The organism is Ferrovibrio sp. (assembly GCF_036381655.1).
Classification (GTDB): domain Bacteria; phylum Pseudomonadota; class Alphaproteobacteria; order Ferrovibrionales; family Ferrovibrionaceae; genus Ferrovibrio.
Genome location: NZ_DASVCJ010000080.1, coordinates 1 through 15730, shown reverse-complemented (window position 1 = coordinate 15730; position 15730 = coordinate 1). Strand labels below are relative to the sequence as shown.

General features: G+C 62.7%; 19 protein-coding genes and 1 tRNA gene. 13 read left to right on the top strand and 7 right to left on the bottom strand.

Annotated features, from left to right (window positions below; translation table 11 throughout):
- From VF194_RS18390 to VF194_RS18380, 3 genes are all read left to right on the top strand, one after another.
- Positions 1 to 222: phage portal protein (locus VF194_RS18390; protein ID WP_330892654.1), on the top strand; the 222-nt coding region annotated here is incomplete at its 5' end.
- 612 nt (positions 223 to 834) lie between these two features.
- Complete coding sequence (locus VF194_RS18385; protein WP_330892653.1) at positions 835 to 1494, top strand: hypothetical protein; 660 nt, start codon at positions 835 to 837, stop codon at positions 1492 to 1494.
- Between the two features lie 9 nt (positions 1495 to 1503).
- The gene (locus VF194_RS18380) at positions 1504 to 1875 is read left to right on the top strand and encodes a hypothetical protein (protein ID WP_330892652.1); all 372 of its coding nucleotides are present in this window, start codon (positions 1504 to 1506) and stop codon (positions 1873 to 1875) included.
- Between the two features lie 99 nt (positions 1876 to 1974).
- Here the strand turns inward: VF194_RS18380 and VF194_RS18375 are convergent.
- The 3 genes from VF194_RS18375 to VF194_RS18365 all read right to left on the bottom strand — a co-directional run bounded on the left by VF194_RS18375 (position 1975) and on the right by VF194_RS18365 (position 3519).
- Positions 1975 to 2064, bottom strand: a tRNA-Ser gene (locus tag VF194_RS18375).
- A gap of 82 nt (positions 2065 to 2146) precedes the next feature.
- The gene (locus VF194_RS18370; RefSeq protein WP_330892651.1) at positions 2147 to 3013 is read right to left on the bottom strand and encodes an MBL fold metallo-hydrolase; all 867 of its coding nucleotides are present in this window, start codon (positions 3011 to 3013) and stop codon (positions 2147 to 2149) included.
- 14 nt (positions 3014 to 3027) lie between these two features.
- Complete coding sequence (locus tag VF194_RS18365; protein ID WP_330892650.1) at positions 3028 to 3519, bottom strand: hypothetical protein; 492 nt, start codon at positions 3517 to 3519, stop codon at positions 3028 to 3030.
- A 175-nt stretch (positions 3520 to 3694) separates the two neighbouring features.
- Between VF194_RS18365 and VF194_RS18360 the strand changes: the two genes are divergently transcribed.
- The 10 genes from VF194_RS18360 (at position 3695) to VF194_RS18315 (ending at position 13779) form a co-directional block, all read left to right on the top strand.
- Positions 3695 to 4540 (top strand): YdcF family protein, encoded by an 846-nt coding sequence (locus VF194_RS18360; protein ID WP_330892649.1) that lies wholly within the window; start codon positions 3695 to 3697, stop codon positions 4538 to 4540.
- A gap of 49 nt (positions 4541 to 4589) precedes the next feature.
- A complete protein-coding gene (locus VF194_RS18355; protein ID WP_330892648.1) occupies positions 4590 to 5714 on the top strand; it encodes a lytic murein transglycosylase in 1125 nt (374 codons plus the stop codon).
- Positions 5715 to 5798: 84 nt separating this feature from the next.
- The gene (locus VF194_RS18350; RefSeq protein WP_330892647.1) at positions 5799 to 6821 is read left to right on the top strand and encodes a septal ring lytic transglycosylase RlpA family protein; all 1023 of its coding nucleotides are present in this window, start codon (positions 5799 to 5801) and stop codon (positions 6819 to 6821) included.
- Positions 6799 to 7986, top strand: a complete 1188-nt coding sequence (locus VF194_RS18345; protein ID WP_330892646.1) for a D-alanyl-D-alanine carboxypeptidase family protein — start codon at positions 6799 to 6801, stop codon at positions 7984 to 7986. Before VF194_RS18350 ends, VF194_RS18345 begins: the two co-directional genes overlap by 23 nt.
- Positions 7983 to 8645, top strand: coding sequence for a dTMP kinase (gene tmk, locus VF194_RS18340; RefSeq protein ID WP_330892645.1), 663 nt, complete (start codon positions 7983 to 7985; stop codon positions 8643 to 8645). The genes VF194_RS18345 and tmk overlap by 4 nt, the downstream gene beginning before the upstream one ends.
- Complete coding sequence (locus VF194_RS18335) at positions 8642 to 9775, top strand: DNA polymerase III subunit delta' (RefSeq protein WP_330892644.1); 1134 nt, start codon at positions 8642 to 8644, stop codon at positions 9773 to 9775. The genes tmk and VF194_RS18335 overlap by 4 nt, the downstream gene beginning before the upstream one ends.
- Before the next feature lie 39 nt (positions 9776 to 9814).
- Positions 9815 to 10582 carry a Crp/Fnr family transcriptional regulator gene (locus tag VF194_RS18330; protein ID WP_330892643.1) on the top strand — a complete coding sequence of 256 codons (768 nt, stop codon included), beginning with the start codon at positions 9815 to 9817 and terminating at the stop codon, positions 10580 to 10582.
- A 267-nt stretch (positions 10583 to 10849) separates the two neighbouring features.
- Complete coding sequence (locus tag VF194_RS18325) at positions 10850 to 11734, top strand: tripartite tricarboxylate transporter substrate binding protein (RefSeq protein WP_330892642.1); 885 nt, start codon at positions 10850 to 10852, stop codon at positions 11732 to 11734.
- Between the two features lie 58 nt (positions 11735 to 11792).
- Entirely contained in the window at positions 11793 to 12260 is a 468-nt protein-coding gene (locus VF194_RS18320; RefSeq protein ID WP_330892641.1) for a tripartite tricarboxylate transporter TctB family protein, read from the top strand.
- Between the two features lie 13 nt (positions 12261 to 12273).
- Positions 12274 to 13779, top strand: coding sequence for a tripartite tricarboxylate transporter permease (locus tag VF194_RS18315; RefSeq protein ID WP_330892640.1), 1506 nt, complete (start codon positions 12274 to 12276; stop codon positions 13777 to 13779).
- A gap of 2 nt (positions 13780 to 13781) precedes the next feature.
- Here the strand turns inward: VF194_RS18315 and VF194_RS18310 are convergent, their stop codons facing one another.
- From VF194_RS18310 to VF194_RS18295, 4 genes are all read right to left on the bottom strand, one after another.
- Positions 13782 to 14567 carry an alpha/beta hydrolase gene (locus VF194_RS18310; RefSeq protein WP_330892639.1) on the bottom strand — a complete coding sequence of 262 codons (786 nt, stop codon included), beginning with the start codon at positions 14565 to 14567 and terminating at the stop codon, positions 13782 to 13784.
- Between the two features lie 9 nt (positions 14568 to 14576).
- Positions 14577 to 14936: a hypothetical protein gene (locus VF194_RS18305; RefSeq protein WP_330892638.1), complete on the bottom strand. Its 360-nt coding sequence runs from the start codon at positions 14934 to 14936 to the stop codon at positions 14577 to 14579.
- Positions 14933 to 15307 (bottom strand): MaoC/PaaZ C-terminal domain-containing protein, encoded by a 375-nt coding sequence (locus VF194_RS18300; RefSeq protein ID WP_330892637.1) that lies wholly within the window; start codon positions 15305 to 15307, stop codon positions 14933 to 14935. The genes VF194_RS18305 and VF194_RS18300 overlap by 4 nt, the downstream gene beginning before the upstream one ends.
- A gap of 5 nt (positions 15308 to 15312) precedes the next feature.
- A partial coding sequence (locus tag VF194_RS18295) for a class I adenylate-forming enzyme family protein (protein ID WP_414656123.1) occupies positions 15313 to 15730 on the bottom strand: 418 nt, incomplete at its 5' end.

The window sequence follows — 15730 nt, the reverse complement described above, 5'->3', positions numbered from 1 at the left end:
GAGGCCGAGGCGGCACGCTCGCTGCTGACCGAGGATGACCGGCAATCCCTGGAGGTCACGCTTGACCTCTCAGGCCTGCTGCGCGGCGACGACGAGGCGCGCTGGAAGAACCACGAGATTGCGGTGAAAAACCGCATCCTCACCCCCAACGAGGTCCGCGAGGCCGAGGGGTGGAACCGTCGCGATGGCGGCGACAAGTTCGAGGAGGCGACCAATGAGTGAAGTCGCAGACAACACCCTTGAGGTAAGGATTGGCGGCGATGTCTAGGGATTCGAGGCCGCCGCCAATGCCGCCGTCGGGCACCTCGACGACCTTGAGAAGAAGGTTGTCGCCGGCACTCAGGAAATCGACAAGCGGACCCAGGCGCTCGCCAAGGCAGACGCCAAGTACGCCGAGCAACTGAAGCGCCGATATGATCCGGTCTATGCCGCCCAGCAGCGGTATATCAAGGAACTGGAGAACATTCGCCGGGCGGAGCAGCTTGGCGCGCTCAACGCCGAGCAGTCCGAGCAGGCCATCCAGCGGGCGCTACTGCAGCGGACCAACGCCATTCAGCGGGTCATCGCCGCCAACTCCGCGTTAGTCGCCAGCAATAACGCGGTCGTGCGATCGACCATGCGCACTGCGGCGGCAAAATCCTCGGTTGGTACAATCGCCCAACAGGTAGGCTTTCAGGTTGCGGATATGGCCGTTCAAATCCAAGCCGGAACGCGCCCGCTTGTCGCCCTTAGTCAGCAGGGCAGCCAGCTTCTCGGGGTGCTGGGTCCCGTCGGTGCGATCGCTGGCGCAGCGACCCCCGCGGTGGGCACGCCATCGTTCCATAGGAGCGCGGAATGACAGTAATCACCGGGTTTGTCGGGGGACAGTCTGTCGCATTCGTGACGGATACGAAGCAGGTCTATTTCGACGGTCGATCGCCAAACCTGACCAGCAAATCGCTCTGTATTCCTCATCTGCATCTCGCTATAGCCGTTCGCGGCTATTCCGCGCTGCTGGGAATGATCTACAGCGCACTTCAGGCCGGCATCCCGCAAGCTTCGGACGCGGCGGATGTGCATGACGGGCTCCCGGATTTGGCCAACATGGCTTGGCGCCGGCTTCGGCAGGAGTATGAGGCCGTGGGTCTGTCTTCAGACTTCGGAGCAGGCGGACAGAACCGCCCCGAGGTCCTGTTTGCGGGCTATTCGTCGCGGGCTTCGAGGATCCTGGCCAGGTTCATTTCCATCGATGACAGCGGCAAGTGGGCCGCAATCGATCTCCCGCCGGGTACATTCTTCGCAGCCCCTGGGATCGGGAAAGAAGCATCCGATCGCGCCACAGCCGAGATAACCGGTGACAAGCGGCCTCTGGCCGATGTTTTGTTTGAGTTCGCTGCCGCACAGATGAACGCCAACGATCACTTTCGGCAGATGATCGGCGGGCGTGCCGTGCTTACGACGATCGGACCAACTGGACTGGAGCAGCGCCCGGTTGGAACACTATCGAACCTCTAAGGGGGCACCATGTCAGCCAGTGACAATACCGACATTGATAACGAAGAACTGCAGCGGGCCTATCTCCGCACGCTCGACAATCTGCCTGTCGATCTCCTGGTGGATGAGCATATGACAACAATCAAACTTCTCGGCGCGATACAGCAAGCCAATTTCGCGCTACTGCGGGTGATGCGCGGGATGAAGGAGCTTCTTGCAGACGGGAACATCAAGGAGGCCCTGGCCTACATCGATCGGGTGTTGGCAGTGCCGCATCCGTTGCCCGAAAACCCGATGCTGACGTTCATGGAGAAGCGAGAGGCCGCTGCGGAAAGGGCTAGGCAGGAGCGTATTGCCAAGCAGTCGCCGACCGGGCCCCGGGCGCCGACGCGCAGACGGTAAGTGCGCCAATGCCCAGGCGGCCAATCGAAGCGCGAAGGATGGGCGGACGAGTGATTTTTCGCCCAATCGCTGCCTAAACTATTGAAATCATTGATTAAGTGGCGGATGGGGTGAGATTCGAACTCACGGTACCGTTGCCGGTACGGCGGTTTTCAAGACCGCTGCCTTAAACCACTCGGCCACCCATCCGACGGCTGCCGGTGATACGGCCTGGCAGGCGGGTTCGTCAACCCGGCCACCTCCGGACGCGGCGCCGATTTCGGCTTGGCCCTCAGTGCGGGCCGGGCAGAACCAACGCGGTCGGCGTCCGGGGCAGGGTCGCCCGCGAGACGATCGTCGTCGCACTATCGTTCAGCCTGATTTCGTAGGTATCGCGGAGCCGGTCGAGAAAGCGCTCCAGGGTCGACGGGTCGAAGTAGTGCATCGGGATAACCAGCGGCGCCTGCAGTTGCGCGACGACCTCCCGCATCTCGCTGATATTCAGCGTGTAGCCGCCGTCCACGGGCACGAACAGCACGTCTATCCTGCCGATATCGGCGATATGGCCGGGCGTCAGCTTGTGATGCAGATGCCCCAGATGGGCGATGCACAGACCCGCGACATCGAAGATGAAAATGGAATTGCCGTCATACTCCGTGCCGCCAGCGAAATTCCGGATATTGGTGGGCACGTTGCGCACGCGCATATCCTTGAACTGAATATTATGGCGCGCTGGCTTTCCCCCGTAAGGCCAGCCATGCAGGATATAGGGGATGGTTGGGTCCGGTGCGTCGGTGAAATGCGTCGAATGCGCATGATTCATGGTGACGATGTCGGGCTTGATCGCTGGCTGGATGTAATCGTTGTAGTCCGTTGCGGCCACCACGCCTTCCGGGCTTTCGATCAGGAATGTCGCATGGCCGATAAAGGTTATGCGCGCGCTGCCGGCCGGCGCTGCCACGGCCAAAAACGAAGCGGGCTGGATTTGCTGCGGCCGTTGCGAAATCGCACCCAGGCAAGCCGCATAGAGCCGCATTGGCGTCAGCGCGAAGAGCAGAAGAAGAAACGAGCTCCAGACAACCGATCGAGACATGGCACACCTCGGAAACAGGACGCCAATTTCCATATGGATCGGACGGTCGGCCGGTTGCGCCGGCACTCAACTAATCGATATCAGCGGCTGCAGACCGGGATTTCATTGACGAGCAATTTGTTCTCTAGATCTGCATAATACTTGAAGCCAGTCCACTTCTCTTTTTTCAGACGATCGACGATGTCATAAGTGGCCTGGCAAACGCCTTCGTTGACCTGGACGGACTTGCTGGTCGCCACGACGGCGTCCGTATCCCATTGCGAGGCCTGGCTTCGGTTCGGAAACAGTCGCGCGATTGCCTGTTGCCGCGTGGCGACGGCATTGCGCAGTCGCTCGGCATTCTCCTGATCGAATTTGTACCATTCATCCAGTGCCGGCTGGCCTGCCGGATCGACCAGCGCACAGCGTCGCAGGATTTCCCGGATCTTTATGCCGGTCCGCACTTCCGACTCCGCTTCGGCTTCCTTTTTGGTGAAGCAATTCTTGTTCGCGTTTGCGCGCGGCGCCGGCTGGCCTTGCGCCGCCGCGGCAAATGGGATCAGCACCAGCGAAATAATCAGAAAGCGAACCATGGGCGCCTAGTTTAACGATTGGCCGGCGGCTCCGGCAACGGGGCGCGCCGCCGGCCCGGCGTGATTGCAATCCCGACGCGTATCGAGCGCGACGGTCAGAAATTTGGATCGGTTAACGGAAATTTACCATCCGTCGGGCAAAGTCGCGCCCCGGGGTCAGTCGGGGCAATTCTCTATGGTCGTTTACGCCGGCAAAATCCTTTGGTGGCTGCTGAGTCCCGCCAATCTCATCCTAGGTTTGCTGCTGTTCGCTGCTGCCTTGGGATGCTGGGGCAGAACGCGCGTGATCGGCGCGCGTCTGGGCGGTGTTTTGCTGGTTCTATTGGTACTGATCGGGCTTCTGCCGGTCGGTGACTGGGTTCAGCGCCCGCTGGAAGATTATTTTCCCGTTCCCTCTCTGCCCGCAGAGGTCGATGGCATCATCGTACTGGGTGGCAGCGAGGAGCCGCGGCTCAGCGAGCAGCGCCATGCTCCCCAACTGAATGACAGCGCCGAGAGGCTGATTCAATTCGTCGCATTGGCCCGGCAATACCCGGGGGCGCGGCTGCTATATACCGGCGGCGGAATCCAGTGGCCCCCCACATCCATAGGCGAAGCGGATGTGGCGCGGCGGGTATTCGTTCAACTGGGCTTAGTTTCAACTCGCATAGCATTCGACAATCAGTCCCGTAATACAGCTGATAGCGCCATTTCGGGAAAGGCGCTGATGCGTCCCAAGCCTGGCGAAACATGGATCCTCGTCACCTCGGCCGCGCATATGCCGCGCGCCGTCAACTGTTTCCAGGCCGTCGGTTGGCCCGTGTTGCCCTATCCCGTTGATTACATGACGGGACCGGCGAGGCGCCTGCGATTCAGCCCCTTCGGCCATTTATTCGAGCTGGATAGAGGGGCCCGCGAATGGGTCGGTTTGATCGCCTACCGTCTGCTGGGACACACAAAGACCATCCTGCCGCCCCGCACCAAACCGGCGTCAGAAGCTTCAAATATCGGGGCCGAGGCTTGGCCGCAGCGCTCACAGTGAGGTAACACCGCTTGTCGCTTGCTTCAGTTCGATTCGGAGGACGCTGCTGATGCGTCAAATGCGTCTGGGTTTCATGGCGCTCGCCCTGGGCATGATAGCCGCCTGCGGCGCCGGCCAGCCGGCGGCAACGGAAACGGCGGGACAGGCTGGTCAGACTGCGCCGGCCGCGGAGACCGCCACGGCTTCGGCACCTACCACCACGGCGGAAGCAGAGCCGATTACGTTCGACCGTGCCGGGTTTGATGCGTTTCTCGCCGGATTGCGCAGCGAAGCGCTCCAGAAGGGGATCAGGCCTGCCGTTGTGGAGACGGCATTGGCGGATGTTCAGCCGATCATGCGCATCATCCAGCGCGATCGGGCCCAGCCGGAGTTCAAGCTGTCGTTCGCGACCTACCGCGACCGGGTGATCACACCGCAGAATGTCGCCCGTGGGCAGCAGTTGCGCGATCAGAACCGGGTGCTGCTGCATCAGGTGGCGCAGCGCTATGGCGTGCAGCCGCGCTTCATCCTGGCGATCTGGGGCATCGAAACGCGTTACGGGGCAATCAAGGCGGATGTGCCGCTGTTTCATTCACTTGCCACGCTGGCTTATGATCGTCGCCGGTCCAACTACTTCCGCAACGAGCTGTTCGCCGCGCTCACGATGCTGGACCGCGGCTACATCGATTTCCCGACCTTGAAGGGATCCTGGGCCGGCGCGATGGGCCAGCCGCAATTCATGCCGACATCGTACCTGTCCTATGCGGAGGATTTCGATGGCGACGGCCGTCGCGACATCTGGAACAATACCGGCGACGTCTTTGCATCCATCGCCAATTACCTCGCCAAGCATGGCTGGACCACGTCCCAGACCTGGGGGCGCGAGGTCAAAGTGCCGGCGGCTTTGCAGGCCAGGCTGGGCGATTTCGCCCGCCAGGGCCAGTCCGGCTGCCGGGCGATCGATCAAATGACGAAGGACCTGCCCCTATCGGAATGGGAAAAGCTTGGCGTGCGGCGAGTCGATGGCGGCGATCTGCCGAAAGCGCAGATCAATGGCGCCCTGGTACAGCCCGATGGCGCCGGCGGGCCGAGTTTCCTGGTCTATGGCAATTACCGTTCGATCCTGCGCTATAACTGCGCCCACCATTACGCTTTGACCGTCAGCTTGCTTGCCGATCGGCTGGGGGACGGTTAATATGCACTATATATAGCTATGCGGTATCAAAGACACGCCATCCCTTGCATCACATGGGGGGGTCGGGGAGGGTCCCGGGCCGCTTTGTATCTGCATGTCCGCAATTTTGCCCTCGTCGTCTTCGCGCTTTTGGGGCTTTCAGGCTGTGCCGAAACGACTTTGGCCAATTACGCCAGCAAGTCGATCGGCCGCAGCGGCGAGCCCAATCCGGCGACCAAGGCGGTCGGGCACGGTGTCTACAAGGTCGGCAATCCCTATCAGATCAACGGCGTCTGGTATTATCCCAAGGAAGATCCGAATTACGACGAAACCGGGATCGCATCGTGGTATGGCGATCAGTTCCATGCCAAGACGACGGCAAACGGCGAAATTTTCGACATGAACGAGGTGACGGCGGCGCATCCGACATTGCCGCTGCCGTCGCTGGTACGCGTCACCAACCTGGATAACGGCCGTTCGATCGTGGTGCGGGTCAACGATCGGGGCCCGTATGTCAACGGCCGGATCATCGATCTTTCCCGCCGCTCGGCCCAACTCCTCGGCTACGAGCAGCAGGGCACGGCCAGGGTCCGGGTGCAGTATCTCGGCCCGGCGCCGCTCGAGGGCGGCGGGACGATGCTGGCTTCGAGCGCAACGGGAAGCGACGAGCAGCCGGCGGCTGCTCCGCGCAGCGCCGTCTCGGCCGAAGCCTTGCCGCCGCCGCCCGGCGTGAAGGGCCGTAGCGGAGAGGTCACGAAACCGGCTCCGGCGCAACCATCGCCGATCCAAATTCTCGCCGCGCAAAATCCGAAACAGCCGGCAGCGGCGACGCAGACCGCCTCCGCGCCTCCGGCGGGCGACTTGTCGCATCAGAAAGTCGAGGTCGGGCCGGCGCGCGGCGGACAGATCTACGTACAAGTCGGCGCATTCACAGTGTATGAGAATGCGCATAAATTGGCGGCCCGGCTATCGCTGATCGGTCCCGTCGGGGTCAACTCGACATTCGTCAACAAGCAGGAATTCTTCCGTGTCCGGCTTGGGCCGTACGATCAGGTTTCCGGTGCCGACCAGGCGTTGCAGCAAGCGATTAACAGTGGACATACCGATGCGCGTATCATCGTCGAGTAAGCATGCCCTCGCGGCTTTCGTCGCCATTCTGACCGTCGTTCTTTCTGCCCCGGCAGCCTTTGCTCAGCTGGGCCAGGTGGACACGATCGCAAGGCAGATGATCGTGGCGGATTACGATACCGGCGCGGTGCTGTTCGAGAAGAACGCCGACGAGCGGATGCACCCCTCGTCGATGTCAAAGCTGATGACGGTGTATGTCGTCTTCAAGCAATTGGCGGAAGGCAAGCTGCGCCTGGATGATTCCTTCCCGGTGAGCGAGAAGGCCTGGCGCATGCAGGGCTCGAAGATGTTCGTCCATGTCGGCGACCGGGTCAAAGTCGAAGATCTGCTGCAGGGCGTGATCGTCCAGTCCGGCAACGACGCGTGCATCGTTCTGGCCGAAGGCATCGCCGGTACCGAAGCGGCTTTCGCCGACATGCTGAACGAGGAAGCCAAGCGCTTGGGCCTGAAGGACAGCACGTTCCGCAATGCGTCCGGCTGGCCGGATCCCGAGCATCTGATGACGGCGCGCGATCTGTTCGTTCTGGCGCGGCATCTGATCAGGGACTTTCCGCAGTATTATCATTATTTCGCGGAGAAGGAGTTCACCTACGGGATCGACGTCAGCACGAAGAAGCCGATCACCCAGGGCAACCGCAATCCGCTGCTCTACAAGAATCTCGGCGTCGATGGCCTGAAGACCGGCCATACCGAAGAGGCGGGCTTCGGCCTGGTCGCGTCGGCCAAGCGCGGCGACCGGCGCCTGATTCTGGTGGTGAATGGCCTCAAAAGCATGAACGAGCGCTCGCGCGAGCCCGAGCGCCTGCTCGAGTTGGCGTTCAGCCAATTCGACAATGCAAGGCTTTTCACCGCGGGCAGCGTGGTGGACGAGGCCGATGTGTGGCTTGGCAGCCAGGCCCGGCTGCCTCTCGTCGTCGAGCAGAATCTGGTCGTGACGATCCCGCGCCAGGCGAAAAGCAGCCTCAAGGTGGTGGTGACTTACGACAATCCGATCCCGGCTCCGATCGTGAAGGGAACGCCGGTGGCGAAGGTTACCGTGTCCGACAAGGATGGCGTCCTGGCCGAGGCGCCGCTGGTCGCCGGTGCCGATGTCCAGCAGCTTGGCTTTACCGGCCGGATCGGCGCCGCGATCGGTTATCTCCTATGGGGCGCCGGCAAGCAGTGAGTTCCCGCCCCGGCCGCTTCATCTCGCTGGAAGGTGGTGAGGGCGCCGGCAAGTCGACCCAGGTCAAACGTCTGGCGGCGGCGCTGGCGCGATGCGGCATAGACAGTATCCAGACCAGGGAACCCGGCGGCACCGCCGGAGCAGAGGCGATCCGCGCATTGCTGGTCAGCGGCGATACCGGACGCTGGGACGCCATGACCGAGACGATGCTGCATTATGCCGCCCGGCGCGACCACGTGGAAAAGACGATCAGGCCGGCGCTGCAGCGCGGCGAGTGGGTGATATCCGACCGCTTTGCCGATTCCACGATGGCCTATCAGGGCTACGCTGGCGGATTGGGCCCGGAGAAAGTGGCGGCGATCCATCAACTGGTCCTGGGTGACTTTCAGCCCGATTTGACGATCATGCTCGATCTTCCGGTGGAGACAGGTTTGGCGCGCGCGCAGAACCGGCTTTCCGCTCAGCCGGCGAAAGGCGCCGCCGAGGACCGGTATGAACGGATGGGGCCTGGCTTCCATGAAGCCCTGCGGCAAGCCTTTCACGATATCGCCGCCAAGGCGCCGCAGCGTTGCCGCCTGATCGATGCGAGCGGCACCATGGACGACGTGGAAGCCGCGATCTGGGCGGCGGTGACGACGCATTTCGGCTTGCCGTCATGAGCGGATATGCTCCGGAACAGGCGGCTTCCTGGGCGCCGCGGCACAATCCCGACCTGTTCGGCCACGAGACGGTCGAAAAGGCTCTGCTGCAGGCCTGGTCCGGCGGCAGGCTGCCGCATGCCTGGCTGATCACCGGGCCGCGGGGTGTTGGCAAGGCCACGCTGGCCTTCCGTTTCGCCCGCTTCCTGCTGGCGCATGGTCCCGCCGCGGGGATGGATGCCGGTCCCAGCCTGTTCGGCGATGCTCCGGCCTTGCCCGAAAGCCTGCATATCCCCGAAGAGCATCCGGTCTTTGCCAGGGTCGCCAGCGCGGGCCATGCCGACCTGATCACGGTGGAGCGAAGCTGGGACGAGAAGGGCGACCGCTGGCGCAGCGAGATCGTGGTGCAGGATATCCGCGCGGTCATCGAGCGGTTCGGCATGACGGCGGCGGAAGGCGGCTATCGCGTTTGCATCGTCGATGCCGCCGATGACATGAATACCAATGCCGCCAATGCGCTGCTCAAGATATTGGAAGAGCCGCCGCCGAATGCGGTTCTGCTGCTGGTCAGCCATGCGCCGGGCAGCTTGCTGCCGACCATCCGCTCGCGCTGCCGCCGGCTGGCGCTCAAGCCGCTGGACGATGCCGCTCTCGACCAGGCGACCGGCAAGCTGCTGCCGGATCTCGACGCGGCCGAGCGGCGGGGCCTCAGGGTCTTGGCGGAGGGCGCCCCCGGTCGTGCCGTCATGCTGGCGGGGCAGGGGGGGCTCAAGCTGCTGCACGGGCTTCTGGATTTGGTGGGACAGCTGCCCAGGCCCGATCTGGCCCAGCTGCATGCCTTCGGCGACAAGCTCGCCCGGGATCGGTCGGGTAACAGCTTTCAACTTCTGGGAGAATTGTTCCGCTGGTGGTTGGCGCGGCTGGTCCGGGCGGCGGCGGCCGGACAGATCGGCGGCGCCGGCTGGCACGAGGTCTTTCCCGGTGAAACGGCGGTCGCCCAGCGGTTGGCGCAATGGCAGTCGCCGGTCCGCTGGGCCGAGGACTGGGAGCAGTTCGGTCGCTTGCTCGACCGTGGGGAATCGGTCAATCTCGACCGTAAGCAAATGCTACTCAACATTTTCGCCGTGCTTGGGCGGACTGCGGCACGCTGATACGCCAAAGACGCGCACGCATGGGCGAGGGGGAGTTTCATGGCAGGCCAGAGTGACAACTTGGCCGGGGTGACCAGCGCCGGCAAGGCCAGGCCGCCGCAAGGCCCGGACAGCCTGGAGCGGATCGAGCTTCTCGCCGATCTGACCCCGGCGGCGCGGCTTGAGGTCGAGCGCGCCTGCCAGTGGCGGCGGTTTGCCGCCGGGGAGCAGATTCTCGATCGCAACAGCGACAGCCGGGATGTCTATTTCGTCGTCGACGGCAGCGTGGAGGTGGTCAACTTCTCCGGCAATGGCCGCGAGATTTCCTACGCCATCGTTCAGGCCGGCGGCTATTTCGGCGAGATCGCGGCGATCGACGGCGAGCGCCGATCGGCCAGCGTCATGGCACAGACCGCCTGCCGCCTGGCTGCCCTGCCGCCGAAAGCCTTCGAAGCCTTGTTGGCGCGCGAGCCGAGCGTGAGTTTGAAGGTGATGCGCCGGCTGGCCGTCATCATCAGAGCCAATAATGAACGCATCATGGATCTGGCGACGCTCGGCGCCATCCAGCGCGTCTACCGCGAATTGCTCAAACTGGCCCGGCCCGATCCGATCAATGCGGGGGGCTGGCTGATCTATCCGATGCCGAAGCAGCATGAAATCGCGCGCCGCGCCGCAACGACACGCGAAACGGTCGCGCGCGTGCTGGCCAACCTGCTGCATGGCGGTCAGATGACCCGGCGGGACAAGACCTATTATCTGACGGATCGCGCGGCGCTGGAGCAGGCGATCGTCCGGCTCGATGTTCGCCAGCAGGCCTCGCTGGGCTGATTTCTGAAATCCGGATTGGCCTCTCGTATTCCCGAGCCGCATCCCCCCGGAGCGGACGCCGTTTCCACATTGCCCTGCTATCTCATATGGTAGATAGTAGCGGGGCGTAGGCGCACCCAGATGCGCCCGAAGAGGAAACGAAACCCAGCAGGAGGGAGTTCCATGCGTTTGAAAGCCTTCTTTACCGGCTTGACATTGACGGTCGGCAGTCTTGCCGTGCTTGCTTGTGGTTCCGCGTCGGCGGCTTGGCCGGAGCGGCCGGTTCAAGTGATTGTACCTTGGGCTGCCGGCGGCGGCACCGATGCGACCGGCCGTATCATCGCGAAGATGATGCAGGATGAATTCAAACAGCCATTCAATGTCGTCAACCGCACCGGCGGTGGCGGCGTCGTCGGCCATACCGCGATCGCCCAGGCGCCGGCCGACGGCTATACGATCGGCGTGCTCACCATCGAGATCGGCACCTATAAGTGGCTCGGCCAATCCAAGCTTTCCGGCAGCAAGGACTATACGCCGATCGCGCTCTACAACTTCGATCCCGGCGCTTTCTATGTCGTGTCGGATTCGCCGTTTAAGAACGCCAAGGACCTGCTCGCGGCGCTGAAGGCCAAACCCAAGGACTACAAGCTCGCCACTGGTTCGTCGGTTGGCGGTGCTTGGCAGATGGCTTTCGGCCAGCTGCTGCTCAAAGCCGGGATCGATCCGGGGCAGTTCAACTGGATCACCAGCCAAGGCGCGGCGCCGGCGCTGCAGGAACTGGTCGCCGGCGGCACCGATGTCGTTCCTTGCTCCCTGCCGGAGGCAAAGGCCCTGCTCGACGCTCACAAGATTCGGGCGATGGCCGTGCTGAGCGACCAGCGCCTGCCGGCGTATCCGGACGTGCCGACCGCAAAGGAAGCAGTCGGCATTGACGTGCAGGCCGGCGCCTGGCGCGGCATTGCCGGGCCGAAAGGCATGCCGCAGGAAGCGACCACAAAGCTGATCGCGGCGATGGAGAAGATCTACAAGAGCGAGGAGTTCCGGAGCTTCATGACCAAACAGGGCTTCGGTCTCATGTGGCGGGGCGGACCGGATTTCGGGAAATTCATGGATGAATCGGAAGCCGAAAGCGGCAAGGCCCTGAAAGCCATCGGTCTCGCCAAGTCATCGTAAAAGAGTGGGAGATCGGCAACCGGCTGCGAGCGCAGCCGGTTGCCGATTTTGAACGACGATGCGATTCAATGATGCGGTATTTGGCGTGGTGCTGCTCGCGCTGGCCATTTTCATCTGGACGATGGCAGCCGGTTTTCCAAAGCAAATTGGCATGACCTACGGCCCGGCCTTCTTTCCCCAGGTATTGTCGGTGCTGCTAGGCGGCTCGGCGGTTCTGCTGATCTACCGGGGCTTTCGCAGCGGCGAAGCGATCCTGCAAGCTGGGCCCTGGGCCCGGGATCCGCGACGCTGGCTGGGGCTCGCGCTGGTATTCGGCGCGCTGCTCTTCTACACCGATCTCAGCAATCTCCTCGGGTTTCACATTACCGTATTTCTGATTGGCTTCGTCCTGATGCTGTACCTTGGCGTGCGGCTCTGGCTGGCCCTTGTCGTGGCATTGGCGGCGGCGGCGGTGCTCTGGCTGCTCTTCGCGCGTCTTTTGCTGGTACCTCTGCCTGGCGGCTTGCTGGCGCCGATTTTGTGGTGATGTCATGGATGCGATGACCGCAGCCGTTGAGATGATCCTCAATCCGCAGGTCTTGGGCGTCATCGCCCTGGCCTCGATGTTCGGATTGTTCGTCGGCGCCATGCCGGGCCTGTCGGCGACCATGGCCACGGCCCTGCTGGTGCCAATTACGTTCTTCATGCAGCCGGCCCCGGCGATCGGCGCCATCGTGACCTGTACGGCGATGGCCATTTTCGCCGGCGACATTCCGGGCGCGCTGCTGCGTATTCCGGGTACGCCGGCTTCGGCCGCTTATGCGGATGAAGCCTACCGCATGACTCAAAAGGGGTTGAGCGAGGTGGCTTTGGGAGCCGGGCTGCTTTTCAGCATGCTGGGCGGCCTGGTCGGCGTCACCATCCTCATTCTCGGCGCGCCGGTTCTGGCCGAATTCGCCCTGAACTTCTCATCCTTCGAGTACTTCTGGCTCGCCCTGCTCGGCTTGACTTGCGCCGTCTTCATCACGCCGCAATCGCAACTGAAGGGCCTGGTGGCGCTCATCCTCGGCCTCCTGATCTCCTGCATCGGCATTGGCTCGACCAGTGGTTATGCACGGTTCACCTTCGACAATGTCGAACTGACCGGAGGCGTGCCGCTGATTCCGGCGCTGATCGGCATGTTCGCGCTGCCGGAGGTGATCCGGTACGTCCTCTCGGAAGATCGCAATCTGAGAATCACGCAGAACCGGATCGGCAATATTTTCGCCCAGCAAAGCCGCATGCTGCGCCTCTACTGGCGCAGCCTTATCCGAGGCTCTCTGCTCGGCACCACGGTCGGCGCCATGCCGGGGGCCGGTGCCGATATCGCCGCCTGGATCAGCTACGCCTTGTCGCGGAAATTCTCGCGCACCCCGGAAAAATTCGGCACCGGCCATCCGGAAGGCATCGTCGAGGCAAGTTCGTCCAACAATGCCGCGCTGGGCGGGGCGTGGATTCCGGCGCTGGTTTTCGGCATTCCCGGCGATTCGATCACGGCAATCGCGATCGGCGTGATGTTCATGAAGGGATTGACGCCCGGTCCGATGATTTTCCTGAACGATCCGCAGATGCTGTATGCGGTGTTCATCTGCTTCGTCCTGGCGAATCTTCTTCTGTTGCCATTCGGCTGGGTGGCGATCAAGCTGGCCGGCCGCCTCCTGTCGGTGCCGCGGCCGATATTGATGCCGCTGATTCTGCTGTTCTGCATCGTCGGCGCCTTCGCCAGCAACAACACGGTCTTCGGCGTTACCATCATGCTGGCGCTGGGCATGATCGCCTACCTGATGGAAGAGAATGCCTTTCCGGTGGCCCCCATCATTCTCGGCATCGTGCTTGGCCCGATGCTGGAGGAGAATTTCATCAATTCGATGCAGAAGACCCAGGGGGATCTGATCGGATTCATCGGCCGCCCGATCGCGGGCACGCTCGGGGTGCTGACGATACTGATCTGGCTGGCGCCGATCTTGCTGCCCCTGGCGCGGAAGGCCTTTCCAGCCATGGCGGGCCGCAGCGTCACCGGGGAATAGCTTCAGGGAAGGCGCGCGAGAAAGCCGCCGAGCGCGGCGTTGAATTCGGCGGGCATCTCCAGATGCGGCGAATGCCCGGCGCGTTCGAGGCAGATGCGGTCGGCGCCTGGGATGTTCGCCTGCATCCAATGGCTGACGGCAGGCTCGTAAAGCTGGCTGTCGCCGCCATGGATCAGCAGGACCGGCAGCCTCAGCCGCGGCAGCAGATGCCGATAATCCTGCTTGGCCATGGAAGCCCAGAGCGCAGCCATCGTGGCGCCGTCATTCTTGATGATCTCCGCCTCGGCCCAGGATTGCAGGCCATCCGTGGCGGGACTCGCCGCGGCGAAGAGGCGCGGCGCGGAATGCGTTGCATAGGTGGGCCAGTCGGAACGCATGGCGCGGACGGCCGCGGCACTCTGCATCGCGTTGAACCCATTCCGGATCCCGAGCTTCCATTCGGCGTCGTTGATGATCTTGGCGGTCATGTCTTCGATGACCATGCCGGCCAGGGCATCGCTGCCGTAGCGGCCGATATATTCGAAGCCGACCAGGGCGCCCATCGACCAGCCCACCAGGACGATATCCTGCAGGCGGCGGGACTGGATCAGGTCATGCAGGGCTGCAGCCAGAGCGGGGATGCCCAGATCGGCCGAGCCGGTTCGGCTATGGCCATGGCCGGGCAGGTCGGGCATCAGCAGGTGGTAGCCGGCCGCCAGCGCCGCCTGAGGCGCGAAATAACCCCCATGGCTGGACCAGCCATGGAGAAAAATGATCGGCCGGCCCTGACCGGATTCGGCGACATGCATCACAATTTCTCAGGCGCCGACATCCTTCGCCAGCACCAGAGCGCGGCCGCGGCAAATCACCGATCCGGCCGCATCGATGCATGTCGTTGCGAGATCGACGAGGTGCTTCTCAGGGCGCAACCGCGTTATCTCGACTGTCGCCGTCAACGGCTGGCCGATCGGCGCGGCGCGCTCGAATTGCATCTCCTGCTTCAGGTAATTGGTGCCGAAGCCGGGCAATTCGACGCCCAGCAGGTAGGAGAAGAGGGCGCCGATCAGCGGCTCCGGCACGCCAGCCGGCACGATTTCAGTGTCAGCCAGGCCGAGGAAATCCTTTAAATCCGCGCTGGAAAAGCTGCGGGTTACACGCGCACGATCGCCGACTTTCATGACGCCACCGTAATTTCGCTTTGACCTTCCAGCACGACAGCGCCATCGCCCAGGCGGGCGACCTTCGTCGTCAGAAGAATGCGATCTTCTTCCTTGCGATCCTCGCCAATCACGAAGCGCAAGGGCTCGTTGGCATAAGCCGGGTTGGGAAACATCAAGGCCTGGTTCGTCTGCCGCGCCCCTGGATAATGCTTCTGCACCAGGCCCCACAGGACGGTATAGAGCAGCATGCCGTGACTGACGGTCCGGCCAAAGCGGGTGCGGGCGGAAAAGGCCGGATCGACATGGATCGGATTGTTGTCGCCGCTGATTGTGGCGAAAAGGTCGAATTCGCTTTGCGTCAAAGTTCGGTCTATGGAAATCACAGTCATGGCGTTCACTTTTTCATATACCTGTTGCGCAGAACATGCTTCTGGACCTTCCCGGCCGCCGTCCGGGGAAAGTCCTGCACGATCTCGACGTAATTCGGCACCTTGTAGGCGGCGAGATTCTGCCGGCAGAACTGGCGCAAGGCTTCCGCGTCGATAGTCTGACCGGGTTGCGGCAGTATGTAGGCGCAGCCGACTTCGCCCCATTTTTCGTCTGGAACGCCGAGCACGGCGCATTCGAGGACGCCGGGGAATTTGTAGATGACGATCTCGACCTCGGCAGGATAGACGTTCTCGCCGCCGGAGATGTACATGTCCTTGATGCGGTCGACGATATAGTAATAGCCGTCGCTATCGCGTTTGGCGACATCGCCGGTCTTCAGCCATCCGTCCGGCGTGAACGCGGCGCGCGTCGCCGCTTCGTTG

Excerpts from the sequence above, each read along its gene's own strand:
- VF194_RS18360 (WP_330892649.1), top strand. The coding sequence starts at position 3,695 with ATGGTCGTTTACGCCGGCAAAATCCTTTGGTGGCTGCTGAGTCCCGCC.
- VF194_RS18320 (WP_330892641.1), top strand. The coding sequence starts at position 11,793 with ATGCGATTCAATGATGCGGTATTTGGCGTGGTGCTGCTCGCGCTGGCC.
- VF194_RS18330 (WP_330892643.1), top strand. The coding sequence starts at position 9,815 with ATGGCAGGCCAGAGTGACAACTTGGCCGGGGTGACCAGCGCCGGCAAG.
- VF194_RS18305 (WP_330892638.1), bottom strand. The coding sequence starts at position 14,936 with ATGAAAGTCGGCGATCGTGCGCGTGTAACCCGCAGCTTTTCCAGCGCG.
- VF194_RS18315 (WP_330892640.1), top strand. The coding sequence starts at position 12,274 with ATGACCGCAGCCGTTGAGATGATCCTCAATCCGCAGGTCTTGGGCGTC.
- VF194_RS18300 (WP_330892637.1), bottom strand. The coding sequence starts at position 15,307 with ATGACTGTGATTTCCATAGACCGAACTTTGACGCAAAGCGAATTCGAC.
- VF194_RS18380 (WP_330892652.1), top strand. The coding sequence starts at position 1,504 with ATGTCAGCCAGTGACAATACCGACATTGATAACGAAGAACTGCAGCGG.
- VF194_RS18355 (WP_330892648.1), top strand. The coding sequence starts at position 4,590 with ATGCGTCAAATGCGTCTGGGTTTCATGGCGCTCGCCCTGGGCATGATA.
- VF194_RS18345 (WP_330892646.1), top strand. The coding sequence starts at position 6,799 with ATGCGCGTATCATCGTCGAGTAAGCATGCCCTCGCGGCTTTCGTCGCC.
- VF194_RS18310 (WP_330892639.1), bottom strand. The coding sequence starts at position 14,567 with ATGCATGTCGCCGAATCCGGTCAGGGCCGGCCGATCATTTTTCTCCAT.
- VF194_RS18385 (WP_330892653.1), top strand. The coding sequence starts at position 835 with ATGACAGTAATCACCGGGTTTGTCGGGGGACAGTCTGTCGCATTCGTG.
- VF194_RS18335 (WP_330892644.1), top strand. The coding sequence starts at position 8,642 with ATGAGCGGATATGCTCCGGAACAGGCGGCTTCCTGGGCGCCGCGGCAC.
- VF194_RS18365 (WP_330892650.1), bottom strand. The coding sequence starts at position 3,519 with ATGGTTCGCTTTCTGATTATTTCGCTGGTGCTGATCCCATTTGCCGCG.